The sequence below is a fragment of the Pseudomonas sp. P4_C1 genome, from assembly GCF_056402155.1.
The window spans coordinates 40,276-58,659 of record NZ_JBFUHY010000001.1 but is presented as its reverse complement, the minus strand read 5'-3'; the positions used below and the strand labels follow the sequence as shown (position 1 = coordinate 58,659).

16 protein-coding genes are annotated in these 18,384 nt (G+C 61.2%); 6 read left to right on the top strand and 10 right to left on the bottom strand.

The genetic code is table 11. The features are described 5' to 3' along the window. From AC1DU9_RS00270 to AC1DU9_RS00255, 4 genes are all read right to left on the bottom strand, one after another. Nucleotides 1-726: a MotA/TolQ/ExbB proton channel family protein gene (locus AC1DU9_RS00270; RefSeq protein ID WP_223463272.1), complete on the bottom strand. Its 726-nt coding sequence runs from the start codon at nucleotides 724-726 to the stop codon at nucleotides 1-3. 44 nt (nucleotides 727-770) lie between these two features. Next, a complete protein-coding gene (locus tag AC1DU9_RS00265) occupies nucleotides 771-1,580 on the bottom strand; it encodes an energy transducer TonB (protein WP_477809606.1) in 810 nt (269 codons plus the stop codon). 16 nt (nucleotides 1,581-1,596) lie between these two features. Further along, entirely contained in the window at nucleotides 1,597-3,957 is a 2,361-nt protein-coding gene (locus AC1DU9_RS00260) for a TonB-dependent receptor (protein ID WP_477809605.1), read from the bottom strand. A gap of 134 nt (nucleotides 3,958-4,091) precedes the next feature. Beyond that, nucleotides 4,092-5,012 carry a TauD/TfdA dioxygenase family protein gene (locus tag AC1DU9_RS00255; RefSeq protein WP_223463269.1) on the bottom strand — a complete coding sequence of 307 codons (921 nt, stop codon included), beginning with the start codon at nucleotides 5,010-5,012 and terminating at the stop codon, nucleotides 4,092-4,094. 183 nt (nucleotides 5,013-5,195) lie between these two features. Between AC1DU9_RS00255 and AC1DU9_RS00250 the strand changes: the two genes are divergently transcribed. After that, complete coding sequence (locus AC1DU9_RS00250; protein ID WP_477809604.1) at nucleotides 5,196-6,116, top strand: LysR family transcriptional regulator; 921 nt, start codon at nucleotides 5,196-5,198, stop codon at nucleotides 6,114-6,116. 124 nt (nucleotides 6,117-6,240) lie between these two features. Here AC1DU9_RS00250 and AC1DU9_RS00245 read toward each other — a convergent pair whose 3' ends face one another. Further along, nucleotides 6,241-7,254: an ABC transporter substrate-binding protein gene (locus AC1DU9_RS00245; RefSeq protein ID WP_223463267.1), complete on the bottom strand. Its 1,014-nt coding sequence runs from the start codon at nucleotides 7,252-7,254 to the stop codon at nucleotides 6,241-6,243. A 401-nt stretch (nucleotides 7,255-7,655) separates the two neighbouring features. Between AC1DU9_RS00245 and AC1DU9_RS00240 the strand changes: the two genes are divergently transcribed. Genes AC1DU9_RS00240 through AC1DU9_RS00230 form a run of 3 tightly spaced genes read left to right on the top strand, consistent with a single transcriptional unit; the run spans nucleotide 7,656 to nucleotide 11,692 of the window. Next, the gene (locus AC1DU9_RS00240) at nucleotides 7,656-9,254 is read left to right on the top strand and encodes an ABC transporter permease (protein ID WP_477809603.1); all 1,599 of its coding nucleotides are present in this window, start codon (nucleotides 7,656-7,658) and stop codon (nucleotides 9,252-9,254) included. Further along, nucleotides 9,251-10,066 (top strand): ABC transporter ATP-binding protein, encoded by an 816-nt coding sequence (locus tag AC1DU9_RS00235; RefSeq protein ID WP_477809602.1) that lies wholly within the window; start codon nucleotides 9,251-9,253, stop codon nucleotides 10,064-10,066. Before AC1DU9_RS00240 ends, AC1DU9_RS00235 begins: the two co-directional genes overlap by 4 nt. A 15-nt stretch (nucleotides 10,067-10,081) precedes the next feature. Beyond that, nucleotides 10,082-11,692, top strand: coding sequence for an arylsulfatase (locus AC1DU9_RS00230; protein WP_477809601.1), 1,611 nt, complete (start codon nucleotides 10,082-10,084; stop codon nucleotides 11,690-11,692). A 113-nt stretch (nucleotides 11,693-11,805) separates the two neighbouring features. Here AC1DU9_RS00230 and AC1DU9_RS00225 read toward each other — a convergent pair whose 3' ends face one another. After that, a complete protein-coding gene (locus AC1DU9_RS00225; protein ID WP_477809600.1) occupies nucleotides 11,806-12,879 on the bottom strand; it encodes a fatty acid desaturase in 1,074 nt (357 codons plus the stop codon). 100 nt (nucleotides 12,880-12,979) lie between these two features. Between AC1DU9_RS00225 and AC1DU9_RS00220 the strand changes: the two genes are divergently transcribed. Beyond that, nucleotides 12,980-13,984 carry an AraC family transcriptional regulator gene (locus tag AC1DU9_RS00220; RefSeq protein ID WP_223463262.1) on the top strand — a complete coding sequence of 335 codons (1,005 nt, stop codon included), beginning with the start codon at nucleotides 12,980-12,982 and terminating at the stop codon, nucleotides 13,982-13,984. Nucleotides 13,985-14,206: 222 nt separating this feature from the next. On the opposite strand, the gene AC1DU9_RS00215 is transcribed toward AC1DU9_RS00220, so the two are convergent. Continuing rightward, nucleotides 14,207-14,893: a Crp/Fnr family transcriptional regulator gene (locus AC1DU9_RS00215; RefSeq protein WP_223463261.1), complete on the bottom strand. Its 687-nt coding sequence runs from the start codon at nucleotides 14,891-14,893 to the stop codon at nucleotides 14,207-14,209. An 83-nt stretch (nucleotides 14,894-14,976) separates the two neighbouring features. Between AC1DU9_RS00215 and AC1DU9_RS00210 the strand changes: the two genes are divergently transcribed. Further along, entirely contained in the window at nucleotides 14,977-15,501 is a 525-nt protein-coding gene (locus AC1DU9_RS00210) for an Mpo1 family 2-hydroxy fatty acid dioxygenase (protein WP_477809599.1), read from the top strand. Between the two features lie 122 nt (nucleotides 15,502-15,623). Here AC1DU9_RS00210 and AC1DU9_RS00205 read toward each other — a convergent pair whose 3' ends face one another. Genes AC1DU9_RS00205 through cysT form a run of 3 tightly spaced genes read right to left on the bottom strand, consistent with a single transcriptional unit; the run spans nucleotide 15,624 to nucleotide 18,317 of the window. After that, the gene (locus tag AC1DU9_RS00205; protein ID WP_046040728.1) at nucleotides 15,624-16,613 is read right to left on the bottom strand and encodes a sulfate/molybdate ABC transporter ATP-binding protein; all 990 of its coding nucleotides are present in this window, start codon (nucleotides 16,611-16,613) and stop codon (nucleotides 15,624-15,626) included. Nucleotides 16,614-16,616: 3 nt separating this feature from the next. Further along, entirely contained in the window at nucleotides 16,617-17,486 is an 870-nt protein-coding gene (cysW, locus tag AC1DU9_RS00200; RefSeq protein ID WP_150726413.1) for a sulfate ABC transporter permease subunit CysW, read from the bottom strand. A gap of 12 nt (nucleotides 17,487-17,498) precedes the next feature. Next, complete coding sequence (gene cysT / locus AC1DU9_RS00195; protein WP_007972956.1) at nucleotides 17,499-18,317, bottom strand: sulfate ABC transporter permease subunit CysT; 819 nt, start codon at nucleotides 18,315-18,317, stop codon at nucleotides 17,499-17,501. Between the last annotated feature and the right edge of the window lie 67 nt (nucleotides 18,318-18,384).

Genomic DNA, 18,384 nt, shown 5'->3' with positions numbered 1-18,384 from the left:
TCAGGACGCCTCCTTCACTTTCTGCGCGCTGCCCTGGGCCGCCACCTTGTGCGCCGTCGGGTGGATCAACACGCGGAACGAACTCTTCTGCGCCAGGCTGTAGAAGTCGTGGGCGAAGTCATCCAGGTCCGCCGCCGTCAGTTTCAGACGACGCAAAAAATAGTTGTAAACCAGCACTGCCGGCACCGCGACGGCGATCCCTACGCCGGTGGCGACCAGTGCCGCGCCAATCGGCCCGGCCACCGTTTCCAGGCTTGCCGAGCCCGCCGCGCTGATGCCTTTCAACGCTTCCATGATTCCCCACACCGTGCCGAACAAACCAATGAATGGCGAGGTGCTGCCGATGCTTGCGAGTACCGCCAAACCGGTTTCCAGCGACCGGCGCTCGCGGACGATCTGCTGGCGCAAGGCACGCTCCAGGCGATCCTGATGATTGATCGCCTGGCTCAAGTCCAACGCCTGCGGCGCCTCGCCCACCTGGATGGCTGCATATCCGGCCTGCGCGACACGGGCCGCGGCTCCGGGCCGGGTTTCGCTCAGTTCAGCCGCCGAATCGAGACTCGACGCGGCCCAGAACTGTTGATGAAACTTTCGATCCTGTGCCTTGAGGCGACCGAACTGCACGCCCTTGAGCAATGCCAGACCCCAGGTAGCGACGGAAAAAACCACCAGCAGCCAGATCACCGCGCTTTCGATGGATTCAAGTGGAGATGCCAGTAACGTCATGGTGTATTCCTCGTATAAACGTTTCGCGCGAATTTGGTTTCGGTTTAATGAATCTTGAAATCGATGGGCACGCTGACCCAGCCGTCCCGGGCGACATCACCTTGCTTGGCCGGCACGAAACTCCAGCGTTTCACCGCGTTCAGCGCTGCTTCGTCCAGTGCATCACGGCCGCTGCTTTTCTGAATCTGGATCTCGCCGGGCTTGCCGCTGGCCAGCACCTGCACGCGCAACAACACCGTGCCTTCCCAGCCTTTACGCTGGGCCAGCGACGGGTATTGCGGCGCCGGGTTTTTCAAGTAGCCGGCCGTTGCGGAGGCCGGTGTCACAGGCGCGGGCGCCGGCGGTGCAGGGGGTACCGGGGCCGCGACGGGCGTTGCCGGTGTCGCAGGCGCGGGTGGTTGCTCAACCGCCTTGGGCGCCGGTTTCGGTATCGGTTTGGCCACCGGTTTAGGCTTGGGAACCGGCTTCGGTGGAGGTGGCTTCACGGCCAGTTCGTCTTCCACGGGTGGAGGCGGCTCAACCACTGGCGGCACGGGTTGCGGTGGCAGTGGTTCGACCACCGGTGGCGCCGGCCGCGAGAACTCGATGGTCATCGGCGGAATCTCCGGCGGCACGATTGGCAATACTGGGGTCGGTTGCTGATTGACCCAATAGATCACCGCGCCATGTACCAGCAACGCCAGCACGCCGAGCAGGATCGTTTCCCTTCGGCTCAAAATGCCCTTGGGCGAACGCTGCAAACGCAACTGGCCCAAGGGCACGCGGTGTGGTCGGCCGAGGTCGACCAACTCGCCACCAGGTGCCGGGTGCCACAGCACTTCATGTGCACTGACGGCGGTCTGGACGTTGCTCATTGCTGAACCCCCCTTCTTAGAAGTCGTATCGACCAGTCACGCCCAGCGTTCGTGGCGTGCCGAGCAGGCCTTCATAACCGCCATTCGCAGCCGTCCACAGCGTCGTGTAGTAGGTTTTGTCGAAGGCATTTTTCAGCCATAACGAAACGTCCCACTGCCCCTGGTTGAAGTCGCCGCGCAGGCCGGTGGACAGGTTGACCACCGCATAACTCGGGATCTGCCCGAAGTCGGAATCTTCCACCGTGCCCACCGCTTTGGAGCGGAATGCATAGCTGGCGGTGACGTACTCTTCGAAGCCGTTGCTCAGGTTCCACTTGTATTCGCCGTTGGCGTTGCCGATCCATTTCGAAGCGCCCACCACTTGATGCCCGCTGAGGTCGCAGGATGCCGGAGCGCCCGGCGCCAGGCTGACTTCCGGTGGGCAGGGTGCATCCTTGTACGAGAGGTAGCTGACGTCGTTGTACGAGCCGTTGATGTTCAGCGTCAGGCCGCGCAACGCAAGCAGGGTGCTTTCGAACTCCACGCCACGGGAGCGCACCGAGCCGGCGTTGGTCAGGAACTGCACGCGGTTCACGTCGTCGAAGGCGTTGGTTTGATAGCCGTTGACCTGAGTCCAGAACACATTGGCATTCAGTTGCAGGCGACGGTCCCACAGCGTGCTCTTGAAACCGAGCTCGGCGTTGTTGGCGCGCTCGGTGCCGATCAGCAGCGAATCGGCGCCGGCCACCATCGCCGTGCCGACAGCCAGATTGACCCCGCCGGATTTTTCGCCGTGGGACAACGTGGCGTAGGTGAGCAGGTCGTCGGTGATGCGGTAGCTGAGGTTCAACAGGCCCGAGGGACTCGAGCTGTACTGGTTCAGTTCGCCGGAATCGAAGGCCCCCGCACGAGCGCGTCGTGCCGCGGCCGCCGCACCGGTGACAGCGGCACCACCGGCCGGGGCATCACGGGTCACCCTGGCGTTTTTCTCTTCATAGGTGCCGCGCAACCCGGCGGTGAAATCCAGGCGTTCAGTCAGGTGCCAGGTGCCTTGGGCGAACAGCGCGAAGCTGTTGGTTTCGATATGACCGTTGCCGACGCTGTCGATGTTGTTCAGCGCACCGTTGGGCGTGCCGTTCCAGATGTCCGCTTGCGGGCCGTAAAAGGTGAAGGATTTGTTGTCCAGGTCGGAACCGAAGTAGTAGGCGCCGAGCACGTAATCGAAGAATCCACCGGCAGGTGACGCCAGGCGAAACTCTTGGGAATACTGCTTATCCTCCACCGAAACGCCGGCGTTGTGGAAGACGGATACGTTCAGGCCGTCATCATTGCGCGGGGTAAAATTCCACCAGCGCCAGGAGCTGATGGACGTCAGGGTAAAGTCGCTCGGCAGCGTCCAGTTCGCCTCGACCGACGTGCCGCCCTGGTGCACGGTGACGTGCTGGTCATCGTTCAGGTTGACCTTGCGGTGCGTGCCGTCGACCAATGTAGCGCCCACCGCATTGGCCCGGCGCTGGTAAAGGTTGACGCCATTGATGGTCGGCCCGGTGCTGAACAACACGCGGGTGCCGGCGCTGGAATCTTCTTCGTTGTAGTCGCCGATCCAGCGCAGGCTGAATACTTCGTTCGGCTTGAACAGCAACTGGCCACGGAAGCCATCGCGGGAGCCGCCGTTCAAATCGTGGCCGTCGAACTCGTTCTTGATATCGCCGTCGCTGCGGGTGCGATACGCAGAAAAGCGTCCGGCCAGTTCGTCATTCAGCGGTCCGGAAATCGTGCCCTTGGTCTGGAAGTATCCGTCCTCGCCCACCGAAGATTCGATGCTGCGTTCCGGGGTAAAAGTCGGCGCACGGGTGCTGATGTTGATCACGCCCGCCGTGGTGTTCTTGCCGAACAAAGTGCCTTGCGGACCGCGCAGCACTTCGAGCTGCTCGATGTCCATCAGGTCGAACACGGCCATGCCCGGCCGGCCGAGATAAACATTGTCGATGTACAGCCCGACACTGCCCTCCAGGCCATCGCTGGCCGGGTTGTTGCCCAGGCCACGGATCGACACGCTGGACTGGCGCGCATGCATGTAGGCGACGTTGACACTGGGCACCAGTTGCTGCAAATCCTGGATGCGATAGATCCGCTGGGTTTCCAGGGTCTGGCCGCTGACTACGCTCATGGGTGTCGGCACATCCTGCGAACTTTCTTCGCGGCGGCGGGTGGTTACGGTTACGGTTTCCAGTTGTGCATTGTCGGCCGTGGCGGTTTTTGCGGGGGTGGTTTCAGGGGTGGTGCTGTCGGCCGCATAGCCTTGGGTCCAACCGGCGCTTCCTGCCAGCAGCAGGGCCAGAGGCAGGCGTTTGAGCCGTTGGGGTGACGACGTTGGGGCGAGGTACAACGGACTCATAAGGCGGGGTTCCCGATCAAAAAAAGTTCTTTGTTGCTTGCCAGGCCGCCATCGCGAGCAAGCTCGCTCCCACACTGGTCCCGTGAACTCCGAAGATCCCTTGTGGGAGCGAGCTTGCTCGCGATAGCGTCAGCTCAGACGCCGTCGATATCCGGCCCTTTCACCGTCTGGCTACGCTGCCCATTCACACCCACCGGCACTTCACCCTTGAGCGTCACCCGCCGCACCACGCGATCCTGGGTCCCGTAGTCATCCACTGCGTAATGCTGGGTGGAGCGGTTATCCCAGATCGCCACATCGCCAGCCTTCCAGCGCCAGCGCACGATGTTTTCCTGGCGGATCACATGGCTTTGCAGCAGCCCGAACAGGTGTGCCGAATCGGCTTGGGAATAGCCCTTGATGCGTTTGACGAAATGCCCCAGCAACAGGCTCTTCTCACCGCTGATCGGGTGCACGCGGACCACCGGGTGTTCGGTCTCGTAGACGGTCGAGGTGAAGATCTTGCGATAGCGCTCCAGCTTCTCGGCCGAGACGTCAGGCCTGTTGCCGGCGTAGTCGTATTCGTTGCTGTGCACGGCGACCAGTTTGTCGGCCAGTTCACGCAGCTCTGCCGACAACCCGTCGTAGGCGGTGGCGGTGTTGGCCCACAGGGTGTCGCCGCCGAAAGCCGGGGCCACTACCGAGCGCAAGATCGAAGCTTTCGGGTAGGCCTCGACGAAGGTCACGTCGGTGTGCCAGGAGCTGGCTCGCTGACCCTCGGCACCGTCCAGTTCCAGCAGAAAGCGCGTGCCCTCGCGCACCGGTACGGTCGGGTGCGCCACCGGTTCGCCGAGCAAGTGGGCGAACGCCTCCTGGCGCTGATCGTCGAGCCGGGTCTGCTCGCGGAAGAAGATCACTTTGTATTGCAGCAGCGCCTGCTGAATGGCTTCGACGGTGGCGGCATCCAGCTCGCCCGAAAGCTGTACGCCACGAATTTCGGCACCGATGCGACCGGCCACCGGGTGGATTTCAAGCGCGTGAACAGCGGGTTGCACTGCGAAAGCGGCATTGCTCATGGGTAGACCCTCATCAGACTGCTTGCGATTGAACCGGCCGCGAAACACTGCTCTATCTATATTCAATTTAGATCTAATAGATATACACATGCTTCGTTGACGGAATAAGAGGTTGCATTTAAAACCTCAGTCAACCTTCGTCGCAAATGCCTTCGAGCTATTTTTAGGATGCCGGAAAAGCATATGGATCTTCGCCAGTTGCGCTACTTCATCGCCCTCGACGAACACCGCAGTTTCGTGCGCGCGGCCGAGGCCATGGGCATTACCCAGCCTGCCTTCAGCCGCAGCATTCAGGGGCTCGAACACGAGTTCGGCTGCGTCCTGGTGGACCGTGGCAACAAGGATTTGCGCCCCACCCCCGAAGGCCTGGTGGTGCTGCAACATGCCCGCTGCCTGGTGCAAGGCGCGGCCCTCTTGAATGCCGAAGTGACGCAGATGACCAAGCTCGATGCCGGTGAACTGCGCTTCGGTTGCGGTCCGGCACCGGCGGTGAAACTGGTGCCGGATGCGGTGGCGCAATTCATCAACGCGCACCCGAAAGTGCGCACCTGCTTCGAGGTGGATAACTGGGAAAAACTCAGCCGTGCCCTGAGTCGTGAAGAGATCGAATTCTTCATCGCCGACATCCGCCATTTCGAGTCCGACCCGAACTTCCAGACCCAGGCCCTGACGCCCAAGCGCGGTGTGTTTTTCTGCCGGCCCGGGCACCCGCTGCTGGCCAAGGAGAGCCTGTCGACCAACGACATGTTCGATTACCCGCTGGCGACCACGATGATCCCGCCGGGCATTCGCAAACTGCTGGCGAACCTCAGTGGGCGGGTGGATTTTTCACCGACCATCGAGACCGAGCATTTCCCGGCGCTGGTGAAAGTGGTGCTGCAATCGAATGCGATTGGCGTCGGCACCGAGGAGGCGTTTATCGAGGACATTGCCCAGGGTTCGCTGGCGCTACTGCATTGGCGCAACTTGCCGCAGAACATCGAGAGCATGAATGCGCGGTGCGGGATCGTCAGTCGCACGGGGTTCCGGTTGTCACCGGCGGCGCGGGCGATGATCGAGACGTTGGTGGCGGTGGACAGGCAGCAGATCAGCGTCGCGGTTTGATGGCCCCATCGCGAGCAAGCTCGCTCCCACAGGGGATCTCTGTCGGACACACAGTTTGTGTACGACTCAAATCTAATGTGGGAGCGAGCTTGCTCGCGATGGGGCCAGTGAGCTCACTGAAGATTCAAAGCTTGGCCGCGGCCAACTCCGGCGCCACCCAATCGCTCACCTTGAACGACTTGCGAATCAGCTTCTGCTGCGAAGCCAGATCCACCGCATCCTGCAATTTGCCGAGGAACACCGGGTCAAGCGTCGAGGGGAAAACCTCACTCAGTTTCTGATCCTTCAGATCCTGCGTGAGGATCACCGCCGGATAACTCGCCAGCCCCGACACCAACTGAATATAAGCGTCCTTGTTGCTGTCCTGGGTCAGCCACGTCACGGCTTGCTGTTGTGCCTTGAGCAATGTAGCGACCGCCTCGGGATGCTCGTCGACAAACTTCCCGGTCCCCACCAGCACCGCCTGCACACTGCCGGCGCCGCCCAGGTCCTTGGTGTTCAGCGGCAACTCGGCCAGCCCCTTGGCCTGCAACGCCGTGAGCCCGGAACCACCCCACGAGGCATCGATTTGCTTCGCCGCCAGCGCCGCGACCGCCGCGTTGAAGTCGAGGTTGATGACTTTCACGTCCTTCTCGCTCAAACCCTGACTGGCCAGCGCCGCATCGAAGGACAACTGGCTGGCGGTACCACGAAAAATCGCCACGCGTTTGCCCTTGAGGTCCTGCAGGGTCTTGATCCCTGAACCCGGCACCACGCCAAGGTAATGCTTCACCCCGCGCGCCGAGGCGCTGAGCAACCGCGTATCCAGTCCATTGGACTTGCCGATGATGGCCGCCAAATCGCCAAGGTAAGCCAGGTCAACCTGACCGTTGGCGAACGCCTCGTTGATCACCGGGCCAGCGCCCTTGAAGAAACTCCACTGAATCTTGATGCCCTGATCGGCAAAGGCCTTTTCGAAGATCTGTTGATCGCGCAGCACATCCACTACTCCGCCACCGCTGTGCTGGGTACCGGCACTCAGGTCCGGCACGGCGATGCGGATTTCCTTGAGTTCGCTAGCGTTGGCTGTGAAGGCCAGCAGACCCGCCAGGGCCGGTGCGGCGAACAGGCTGATGACACGTTTGAAGGGAAGGTTCATGGGTGCGGCTCCTTGGGCAACGGGCGTTGAGGAACCGAAAGTAGGCTGAAGTAGAGTCAACATTTAAATACTATAAATTCACATTTTTAGACCATTTAGATCTATATCAACGCATCCGGGGCTCTCCGCCGATATGCCCAAGCGGCATCAAAAATATTCTTCGAATGCATTGGATGCGGAAGCTTAGGGAGGCCATAAATGGCCTCTCTTATCTCTCAATAGTATTGGTTTTGAATTTTATAGATCAATTTTGCATACGCCTGAACCCTTGTAGGAGCGAGCCTGCTCGCGAATAGCGGAAGGTCAATCGAGACATCTTTGCCTGACACACCGCTATCGCGAGCAGGCTCACTCCTACAAAAAAGCATGCCTGTATTGCAACCCGACAACGGAGGTCGTTCATGGCCCGTGTTTCCCTTCTCAGCCTGCCGCTGGCCGCGCCACCACTGGAAAACCAGCGCCTCTGGCCCAGTCTGAATCGTCGACTGTTGCCTTGGTTGTTGCCGGTCACCCTGTTCACGCTCTGGTGGCTCGCCAGCCGTAATCACTGGATGAGCGAGCAGATCCTGCCAGCGCCGACCCTGGTCTGGAACAGCGCCGTTGAATTGTCCCAAGGCGAGTTGTGGAGCCATTTGTGGATCAGCCTGCAACGCTTGTTCTGGGGCTTGCTGGCCGGGGTCAGCGCAGGTGCCGTTTTGGGTGCGGCACTGGGTTTCAGTCATCGACTGGAGCGCCTGGTCTTTCCGACCTTCGCCGGATTGGCGCAAGTCCCGACCCTGGCCTGGATTCCATTGTTCATGGTGTTTTTCGGCATCGGTGAGGTGCTGAAACTGGTGGTGCTGATCAAGGCCATCGTGGTGCCGGTGACCCTGCATACACTGGTCGGCGTGCGCGATGCACAACCAAAGCTGCGCGAGGCCGCCGCCGTGTTGCGCTTGCCCAGGCATCTGTTGATCCGACGCCTGGTGCTGCCTGCCGCACTGCCGGCATTCATGGCCGGTGTACGCCTCGCGCTGGCTGCCGGCTGGACCTCGCTGCTGGCTGTCGAACTGCTCGCGTCCAGCGAAGGCATCGGTTACCTGATGGTCTGGGCGCGACAGCTGTTCATGCTCGACATCGTCTTCGTGTGCATCGTGGTGATCGGCTTGATCGGCGTGGCGATGGATCGCGGCATCGGTCTGCTGGACAGGAAACTGGTGCACTGGCCGCACCCGGCCACCGCCGAAATCCGCCGCGGGCCGCGTTATCAAGGTTGGCAGCGATTGCAGCCGTGGCTGCTGCCACTGGCGCTTCTGGCGTTGTGGCAACTGGCCTCGGATCAGCAGTGGATTGACCCGAACATTCTGGTCAGTCCGCTGGCCGTCCTGCACACCACCTGGAATGGCCTGCTCGACGGCACGCTGATTGGCGGCATGGCCCTGAGCCTGGGCCGGACCCTTGGCGGATTGCTGCTCGGCGGTGGGCTCGGGTTTGCCTTGGGGTTGCTGCTGGGATTGTCGCGGACCAGTGAACGCGTGCTCGGTCCGACCCTTGCCGCCATCCGCCAGATCGCCATTTTCGCTTGGGTGCCGCTGCTCACCGCGTGGTTCGGTCTGGGGGAATTGGCCAAGTGGGCGTTCGTTGCCCTGGCCGCTTTTTTCCCGCTGTTCATCGCCACCCAACGCAGCGTCGCCCACCTGTCGCCGCAACTGAACGAGGCCGCGCAGGTGTTGCGCCTGAACCTGCCCCAGCGTCTGCGCCGTCTGGTGCTGCCGGGCGCCGCACCGGGGATTTTCGCCGGGCTCAGGCTGAGCCTGATCTACGCCTGGCTCGGCACCATCGGCGCCGAATATTTCATGCCGTCCAACGGCGGCATTGGCAGCCAGATGATCGGTGCCCAACAACTGCTGCGCATGGACCTGATCATGGCCGGCATGCTGCTGGTGGGCCTGACCGGCGCCCTGCTCAACCTCATTGGCCAACGCCTGGAAATCCGCGCCACCCGCTGGAGACACGCATGAACGCACCGATTGTCAGCTTCAATCACGTGGGCAAAACCTTCGACGTCGACGGCTTCACACTTGAGGCCATTCGCGAATTCAACCTGGACATCGCCGAGGGTGAGTTCGTCGCCATCGTCGGCTCCAGCGGTTGCGGTAAGTCCACTTTGCTGCGGCTGCTGGTGGGCCTCGATACGCAATTTCGGGGGCAGATCAGCGTGGACGGAAAAGCCGTCACCGGCATCGGCAGCGAGCGCGGCATCGTCTTTCAGGAGCACCGCTTGTTCCCGTGGCTGAGCGTGACCGACAACATCGGCCTGGGCCTGGTCAACGAGCCACTGAGCGCTGCGCAAAAGCACAAGCGCATCCATGATTTCATCGAACTGGTGGGCCTCGGCGACTTCGCCCGCGCCTATCCGCACCAGCTCTCCGGCGGCATGGCGCAGCGCGTGGCCATCGCTCGCGGCCTGGTGGCCAGCCCACGGATTCTGCTGCTGGACGAGCCCTTTGGCGCCCTCGATGCGCTGACCCGCCAACAGATGCAGGACGAACTGCTGGCGATCCGCTCGCGGGCAAAAATCACCACAGTGCTGGTCACCCACGACGTCGAGGAAGCGATCTTCCTCGCCGACCGCGTGGTGGTGATGGAGCCGCGTCCGGGGCGGATCAAGCAAGTGGTCGAGATTGCCCTGCCCCATCCGCGCCAGCGCAGCAGTTTCGACTTCCACCAACTGCGCGAAGAACTGCTTCACGAACTCACCAGCGACGATCACTACCAGCCCCCCGTGCCGGTGCAGGTCCGCGATCTGCCGCTGTCCTTCATTGCCTACTGAAAAAGGAAATGCTTGATGCCGCAACGTCCCAATTTTTTAGTGATCCTGGCCGATGACCTGGGCTTTTCCGACCTCGGCGCCTTCGGTGGCGAAATCAACACGCCGAACCTTGATGCACTGGCCAACAATGGCTTGCGCCTCACCGACTTTCACACCGCACCGACCTGCTCGCCGACCCGATCGATGCTGCTCACCGGCACCGACCACCACATCGCCGGCATCGGCACCATGGCCGAAGCATTGACCCCGGACCTGATCGGCAAACCCGGCTATGAAGGGCATTTGAACGACCGCGTGGTCGCCCTGCCCGAGCTGCTGCGCGAGGCCGGTTACCAGACGTTGATGAGCGGTAAATGGCACCTGGGCCTGACCGCAGAACTGGCGCCTCACGCCCGGGGTTTCGAGCGTTCGTTTTCGCTGTTGCCCGGCGCCGCCAACCACTACGGGTTCGAGCCGACCTACGATGAAACGACGCCACGGTTGCTGAAATCCACCCCGGCGCTGTACATCGAAGACGACCAATTCATCGATGAACTACCGAAGGATTTCTATTCCTCCGATACCTTTGGCGACAAGCTGCTGCAATACCTCAAGGAGCGCGACCAGACCCGGCCGTTCTTCGCTTACCTGCCGTTTTCCGCACCGCACTGGCCTTTGCAGGCGCCGGCCGAGGTAGTGGAAAAATACCGCGGGCGCTATGACGCCGGCCCTGAAGTCCTGCGAATCGAACGCCTGGAAAAACTCAAAAAGCTGGGGCTGATCGAGGCCGATGTCGAGCCGCATCCGTTGATCCAGCTGAGCGCACAATGGGATGCCTTGAGCGACGAACAACGACAGATCTCCGCGCGGGCCATGGAGGTTTATGCGGCGATGGTCGAGCGCATGGACTGGAACATCGGCCGCGTCGTCGACTACCTGCGCCAACAAGGGCAACTGGACAACACCTTCATCCTGTTCATGTCCGATAACGGCGCCGAAGGGGCATTGCTGGAGGCTTTCCCGAAATTCGGCCCGCAGTTGCTGACCTATCTCAATCAGCATTACGACAACAGCCTGGACAACATCGGCCGGGCCAATTCCTACGTCTGGTACGGGCCGAACTGGGCGCAGGTTGCCACCGCGCCGTCGCGGTTGTTCAAAGCCTTCACCACCGAAGGCGGGATCCGCGTTCCGGCGCTGGTGCACTACCCGCAGCTGCCGCTCAAGGGACAGATCAGCCACGGTTTCGGCACGGTGATGGACATCACGCCGACCATTCTCGACCTCGCCGGTGTGCGCCATCCGGGCAAGCAATGGCATGGCAAACCCGTAGCGGAAATCCGCGGCAAATCGTGGCTGGGGTTTCTGTCGGGCGAGACGGCGCAAGTGCATGACGAGCACACCGTGACCGGGTGGGAATTATTCGGTCGGCGGGCGATTCGACAGGGGCAATGGAAGGCGGTGTACATCCCGGGACCGGTCGGGCCGGCGACCTGGCAACTGTATGACCTGGGCAATGATCCGGGGGAGATTCATGACCTGGCGTCGAGCCAACCGCAGAAGCTTGGTGCCTTGATCGAGCATTGGCAGCGGTATGTGGATGAGACCGGGGTGATCTTGAGTGAGTCGCCGTTTCAGCCGGATTGATTCAGCCTGAACCACCGCTATCGCGAGCAAGCTCGCTCCCACAGGTTTTTTTGGCGCTCACAAAACCAATGTGGGAGCGAGCTTGCTCGCGACGAGGCCTTAGCAGACAACCCTTAAGCCTGGGCTGTACGCACCTTCTCCCCGACCACTTCTTCCCTGCGCTCAAACCGGTTCGCCCGCGCAAACGTACCGAAATCATTGAACCGCACGCCCATCTCACGCATCACCTTGTGCCCCACCGGTACGGTCAACTGGCGGATGTAGAACGGTTCCTTCACCACAAAGTGATGGATGCCGTGGCTGCTGCCGAAGTTGAAGCAGAACGCCTGCAACGGCCACAGCCACGGGGCATTCAGGACCTGGGTTTGCTGCATTACATTGCCCGGCTCCACGTCACCGTAGTAGTGCATGTTCGAGCTGATGAAGTGCAGGCAGAACGTGCGCAACACGTTCGGACCGATGATCACGACTGCCGCGATGTCGATCACCTGCATCACCGACAACGTGGTCGCGGACCACTCGATCGGTGCGCCCATCAGATGCGCAACGCCGTTCGCTGCGTGGAAGCCGAGAAACACGTACCACGCACCCCAATGCATCAGCGCCAGCGGTGCGTAGACCTTCAGCGTGCGGTAAATGATGCTGAACTTCATGGCCAAGGTCTTGGCCCGCAGCATGCGGATTAACGACGACATGATGTTGTCGCCAATCATCAGAAACCGTGCGAATCCCCATGGCTCGCCATTGGTGATGGCGCGTTCTTCCATGTCGGCTTCGGAGCCGGAGACTTTGTGGTGGTTGAGGTGCAGGTGGCGGCGAATCCATGGGTTGATGGTGCTCGGCCGCGCCAGCCACACCAGCCCCATCATCAGGTTGTGCGGCACCTTCTGCTTGCGAAAGTACATGCTGTGAATCAGGTCGTGTTCCAGCTCATGGGTCAACGAGGCGAAAAATGCGTTGAGCAACAGGCACGCCCACCAAGCCATATGCCCGGTCATATAGAGCGCCGCCGAACCGATCATACCGGCGATGGCGAAGGTCAGAATGCCTGCACCGAGGGCGTCCTGATGCTTGAGAATCGGGTATTGCTCGCGCAGCTCGACGCCTCTGGCCAGCACCACTTCACGGATATGGGCTGATCGTTGGGCTGCATTCAGTCGTTGGGGGCTTGCAGAAGTACGGTCCATGCTTCCATCCTCTGATTATTGATGGTTGCATCCTGCCTTGCGATCCTTCGCAACGCGGTAGCCGAGAACGCCAACCTGTTGACCGGAAGCGCCAATCAGCATGACTGAACCGACCTCTCTCGCCAGCTGGACCCGCGCCCTGCGCAAGCAACTCGATGCCCTGGGCATCGATAGCACCGCCCTGTGCCAGCAAGCTGGCCTCGACCCAAATTTGATGGACGACCCGAACGCGCGCTACCCGCTGTCGGGCACCACACACCTGTGGCAATTGGCGGTGCAGGTCAGCGGCGACCCGGCGATTGGTTTGCGGGTTTCGCGTTTCGTCAGCCCGACCACTTTCCATGCGCTGGGTTATGCGCTGGTGGCCAGCGGCAGCCTGCGGGAAGTGTTCGAGCGCATCGTGCGCTATCACCAGGTGGTCAGCGATGCCCTGGAACTGGAACTGACCCGTACCGAAGATCGCTACTGTTTCCGCCTGAAAATCCCCGCTGGCAATCCGGCCCCGGCCTTCGAAGCCATCGACGCGTTCATGGCGATTTACGTGCGCACTTGCCGCAATCGCCTGGGCCGCGACTACGCGCCGCTGGCCACCTACCTGCGCCGCCCGGAGCCAGTGGACGCACACCAATGGCATAAAGTCTTTCGCTCACCCGTGCACTTCGGCGCCGACGAGGACCGACTGGAATTCGCCCTCGTCGACTTCGACAGCCACCTGGACGACGCCAACCCGGAGCTGGCCGAACACAACGAAACCGTGCTCAAGCGCACCCTGGCGCAACTCAAGCCGCTGACTTGGGAGCGCAAGGTCCGCGATGCGATTGAAGAACAACTGCCCGAAGGCGAACCCAGCGCTGAACACATAGCCAAGGCCCTGCACCTGAGCCTGCGCAGCCTGCAACGGCACCTGGCGGATGAAGGCTGCCGATTCGATACGCTGCTCAACGAAAGCCGTGAAAACCTCGCGCTGCTGCACTTGCGTGACCCGCAATGTTCGTTGAGCGAGATCAGTTACCTGCTCGGGTTTGCCGACACCAGCAGCTTCAGCCGCGCATTCAAGCGCTGGACGGGGATGACGCCTGGGCAGTTTCGGGATGGGTTGCGCTGATTGATCCGGAAAGTGAGTTGGCTGATCTGGCCCCATCGCCGGAACGTCGCCCGGAGCAAGCCCGCTCCCACAGTTTTTTCGGTGACCACAAATCTCTGATTCACCCAGATTCCCTGTGGGAGCGAGCTTGCTCGCGATAGCGGACTGTCAGTCGACATACCTGGAGACTGACACACCGTCATCGCGAGCAAGCTCGCTCCCACAAGGGATATGCGTCGAGTTTCAGATTGTAGCCAGTTCCCGCAATCGGGCAGCATCGAGGATTTCAATTTCGCCGTAACTCAGCCCGATGATCCCCTGCCCCTGCAACTCCTTGAGAATCTGGTTGGTGGTCTGGCGCGACAGCGACAACATGGCGGCCAGCTGCTCCTGGGGTAGCTGCAAGACGCGGCGTGGAGGGGTGGTCTCGCCGTAGCCTTCGGCGATCATCAGCAAGCGGTGCGCCAGCCGTGCAGGGGCCGGCAACAGGCTCAGTTGTTCAAGGTTGATGAAGGTCATGCGCAATTTCTGGCTCATCAGCAATGCCAGTTGCCGCCAGTGCTGCGGATGCTCATCGAGCAGCGCCAGCAAGGTGTTCTGGGGGATGTGCAGCAGCGTGCACTGGCCCACGCCGTAGGCATCGTGGGTGCGTGGCTGGCCATCGAACAGGCAGATTTCTCCGAACCAGTGCGGCGGCTCCACCAGGCTCAGCAATGCTTCCTTGCCCTGCTCACTGACGGCACCGACGCGCACCGCGCCTTCAAGCACCGCGTACAGGCCGCAGGGCGGATCGCCACGCTTGAACAGCCGCTGGCCCGGCGACAGGCGCCGCACCCTGGCCACCGACAGCAGACTATCCTGTAGGGAATCAGGCAAATGGCTGAACCACTGACCGCTCATCAGGCGTGGACGCCAGACCTGCATATCCATGAAAACTCCTAGAGATTGTCGCCTGGCTGACAGAGCGGGAAGTGGCCCCGGGGCATGATCAATCACCCCACAGGAGAACAACAATGAAAAGCCTCGTCGACCACCTCAGTCAATACGCCGCCTACCACCGTGACCCACGCAACATCGCATCGCACTTTATCGGCATTCCGCTGATCGTGGTGGCCGTCGCGGTGCTGTTGTCCCGGCCTGAGTGGTCGCTGGGTGGTGCCTGGGTATCGCCGGCGGTGCTGGTTTCACTGGCCTCGGCGTGGTTTTACCTGCGCCTGGAGTTGCGCCTGGGCGTGTTGATGACGGTATTGCTTGGTCTGTCGGTGTGGGCAGGTCATGCGTTGGCACAGCAAGGCACGCTGGTCTGGCTGGGCAGCGGTGTGGCGATGTTCATGATCGGTTGGGTCATCCAGTTTGTCGGTCACCACTACGAAGGGCGCAAACCGGCATTTGTCGATGACGTGACCGGATTGATTGTCGGGCCGCTGTTTGTGGTGGCGGAGCTGGCGTTTTTGCTGGGGATGCGGCATGACCTGAAAGAGCAGATCGAGGCGCGGGCGGGTGGGGTGCGTCTGCGTCAGAAAAACGCTGCGGCGTAAGACGCCATCGCGAGCAAGCTCGCTCCCACAGTGGATCGGTGTTGAACACAAAACTTGTGAACACCCCAGAAACCTGTGGGAGCGGCGGTGCGGCGATCCGACTTGCCCGCGATGCTTTTGCTTTAAATGTTGGCGACCTTCTGCCAGACCTTCGGCTTGAAGAACAGCGTCTCGCCCTTCGCCAATCCAACCAGGCTGTCGTGATCCTTGACCACTTCGGCTTCGATCAGATCGCTCTGCCCTTCGACCTTCAACGTCACCCGCGTCGTCGCGCCCAACGGACGAATGTCCCGCACTTCCGCTGCGTGGTGATCTTCCAGTTCATGGCGCGACAGCGACACCTCGTGCGGGCGGAACAGCACATGTTTGTCTTCGCCCAGGTGCAGACGGTTCGAATCACCGAGGAAGTGATAGACGAAATCGCTGGCCGGGTTTTCGTAGACGTCGCCCGGTGAGCCGATCTGTTCGATCACACCCTTGTTCATCACCACGATACGGTCGGCGACTTCCATCGCTTCTTCCTGGTCGTGGGTCACGAACACCGAGGTCAGGTTGATGTCTTCGTGCAGACGCGCCAACCAGCGGCGCAGCTCTTTACGGACCTTGGCGTCAAGGGCGCCGAAGGGTTCGTCGAGCAACAGCACTTTCGGTTCCACAGCCAGCGCTCGGGCCAAGGCAATACGCTGGCGCTGACCGCCGGAGAGTTGCTCCGGATAGCGGTCCGACAACCAGTCCAGTTGCACCATGTTCAGCAGTTCGTGGACTTTGGTTGCGATCTGGCTTTCGCTCGGGCGCTGGTTTTTCGGCTTCATGCGCAGGCCGAACGCGACGTTGTCGAACACCGTCATGTGGCGGAACAAGGCGTAGTGCTGGAACACGAAACCGACGTTGCGATCTCGCACATCATGGCCGGAAACGTCTTCACCGTGGAACACGATGTTGCCCTGATCCGGGGTTTCCAGGCCTGCGATGATCCGCAGCAGCGTGGTCTTGCCGCAGCCCGACGGACCGAGCAGTGCGACGAGTTCGCCGCTCTGGATGTCCAGGCTGATGTTGTCCAGCGCCTTGAAGGCATGGAAGTTCTTGCTGACGTTACGCACTTCGATCGACATGAATTATTCCTCCGCGGCGCTGGCGCGCAGGCGGTTAATACGGTTTTCGCTCCACTGCTTGAGCAGCAGGATGAAGAGCGCCAGGATCAGCAACAGGCTCGCCACGGCGAACGCGGCCACGTGGTTGTATTCGTTGTAGAGGATCTCGACGTGCAGCGGCAGGGTGTTGGTCACCCCGCGAATGTGCCCGGAAACCACCGATACCGCACCGAACTCACCCATGGCCCGCGCGGTGCACAACACCACGCCGTAGATCAGGCCCCATTTGATGTTGGGCACAGTGACGTGCCAGAACATCTGCCAGCCGTTGGCCCCGAGCAGGCGCGCAGCCTCCTCTTCCTGAGTGCCTTGCTCCTGCATCAGCGGGATCAGCTCCCGTGCCACGAACGGCACGGTAACGAAGATCGTCGCCAGTACGATGCCCGGCAGGGCGAAGACGATCTGGATGTCGTGGTCCGAAAGCCACGGCCCAAACAGGCCCTGGGCGCCGAACATCAGCACATAGACCAGGCCGGCAATCACCGGCGATACCGAGAACGGCAGGTCGATCAGGGTCACCAGCATGCTCTTGCCGCGGAACGAGTACTTGCTCACGCACCAGGCGGCACTGACGCCAAATACCAGGTTCAGCGGCACCGAAATCAGCACGGCGATGACCGTGAGTTTCAGCGCCGACAGCGCATCCGGCTCAAAGATCGCGGTGAAAAACGCACCGAGGCCAAGCTTCAGGCCCTGGGACACCACGATGAACAGCGGCAGCAACAGGAACAGGGCAAAAATCAGCCAGCCAAGGCCGATCAGGATTCGCCGCGAAGTCGCGCTGCCACGGCGGGCAGCGTTCGAGGAAGCGGCAGCAATAGACGATTGGGACATGGGTGCGCCTCCTTATGGGGTTTCGATGCGCCGCTGCAACAAGTTGATCAGCAGCAACAGGACGAAGGAAACCACCAGCATCAGTACACCAATGGAGGTAGCGCCGGTGTAATCGTATTGGTCGAGCTTGACCATGATCAGCAACGGCAGAATCTCGGTTTTCATCGGCATGTTGCCGGCAATGAAAATCACCGAACCGTACTCGCCGACCCCGCGGGCAAAGGCCAGAGCGAAACCGGTAAGCCATGCCGGAAGCAGTGCCGGCAGCAGGATATGACGGAAAACCTGCAAGGGTTTTGCCCCCAGGCACGCCGCCGCTTCTTCCACTTCACGGGGGATATCCGCCAATACTGGCTGTACGGTACGTACTACGAATGGAAGTGTCACAAAAGTGAGGGCAAGGGTGATGCCCAGGGGGGTGTAGGCGATCTTGAATCCCAGATCCGCTGCAAACTGACCGACCAGGCCGGTAGGGGTGTACAGCGCCGTCAGTGCAATACCGGCCACTGCCGTGGGCAATGCGAACGGCAGGTCGATCATGGCGTCGATGACTTTGCGCCCCGGGAAGGTATAGCGCACTAATACCCAGGCCAGCAGCGTGCCGATGATGCCGTTGATGATCGCGGCACACAGGGCGGTGCCGAAGCTGAGCTTCAGCGCCGCCAGCACCCGTGGCGCCGAGATGATTGCCCAGAACTGATCCCAGGTGAGTTGAGCGGCATGCACGAACATCGCCGCCAGTGGTATGAGCACAATCAGGCTGAGGTACACCAAGGTGTAGCCCAGCGTCAGCCCGAAGCCGGGTATGACGGGGGAGATACGACGCGACATAAAAGTCCTTGGTTGAGAACGCACAAAGCCTCGAATCGAAATTCGAGGCTCATTGATGGCTATTTAA

Excerpts from the sequence above, each read along its gene's own strand:
- AC1DU9_RS00270 (WP_223463272.1), bottom strand. The coding sequence starts at position 726 with ATGACGTTACTGGCATCTCCACTTGAATCCATCGAAAGCGCGGTGATC.
- AC1DU9_RS00265 (WP_477809606.1), bottom strand. The coding sequence starts at position 1,580 with ATGAGCAACGTCCAGACCGCCGTCAGTGCACATGAAGTGCTGTGGCAC.
- AC1DU9_RS00260 (WP_477809605.1), bottom strand. The coding sequence starts at position 3,957 with ATGAGTCCGTTGTACCTCGCCCCAACGTCGTCACCCCAACGGCTCAAA.
- AC1DU9_RS00255 (WP_223463269.1), bottom strand. The coding sequence starts at position 5,012 with ATGAGCAATGCCGCTTTCGCAGTGCAACCCGCTGTTCACGCGCTTGAA.
- AC1DU9_RS00250 (WP_477809604.1), top strand. The coding sequence starts at position 5,196 with ATGGATCTTCGCCAGTTGCGCTACTTCATCGCCCTCGACGAACACCGC.
- AC1DU9_RS00245 (WP_223463267.1), bottom strand. The coding sequence starts at position 7,254 with ATGAACCTTCCCTTCAAACGTGTCATCAGCCTGTTCGCCGCACCGGCC.
- AC1DU9_RS00240 (WP_477809603.1), top strand. The coding sequence starts at position 7,656 with ATGGCCCGTGTTTCCCTTCTCAGCCTGCCGCTGGCCGCGCCACCACTG.
- AC1DU9_RS00235 (WP_477809602.1), top strand. The coding sequence starts at position 9,251 with ATGAACGCACCGATTGTCAGCTTCAATCACGTGGGCAAAACCTTCGAC.
- AC1DU9_RS00230 (WP_477809601.1), top strand. The coding sequence starts at position 10,082 with ATGCCGCAACGTCCCAATTTTTTAGTGATCCTGGCCGATGACCTGGGC.
- AC1DU9_RS00225 (WP_477809600.1), bottom strand. The coding sequence starts at position 12,879 with ATGGACCGTACTTCTGCAAGCCCCCAACGACTGAATGCAGCCCAACGA.
- AC1DU9_RS00220 (WP_223463262.1), top strand. The coding sequence starts at position 12,980 with ATGACTGAACCGACCTCTCTCGCCAGCTGGACCCGCGCCCTGCGCAAG.
- AC1DU9_RS00215 (WP_223463261.1), bottom strand. The coding sequence starts at position 14,893 with ATGGATATGCAGGTCTGGCGTCCACGCCTGATGAGCGGTCAGTGGTTC.
- AC1DU9_RS00210 (WP_477809599.1), top strand. The coding sequence starts at position 14,977 with ATGAAAAGCCTCGTCGACCACCTCAGTCAATACGCCGCCTACCACCGT.
- AC1DU9_RS00205 (WP_046040728.1), bottom strand. The coding sequence starts at position 16,613 with ATGTCGATCGAAGTGCGTAACGTCAGCAAGAACTTCCATGCCTTCAAG.
- cysW (WP_150726413.1), bottom strand. The coding sequence starts at position 17,486 with ATGTCCCAATCGTCTATTGCTGCCGCTTCCTCGAACGCTGCCCGCCGT.
- cysT (WP_007972956.1), bottom strand. The coding sequence starts at position 18,317 with ATGTCGCGTCGTATCTCCCCCGTCATACCCGGCTTCGGGCTGACGCTG.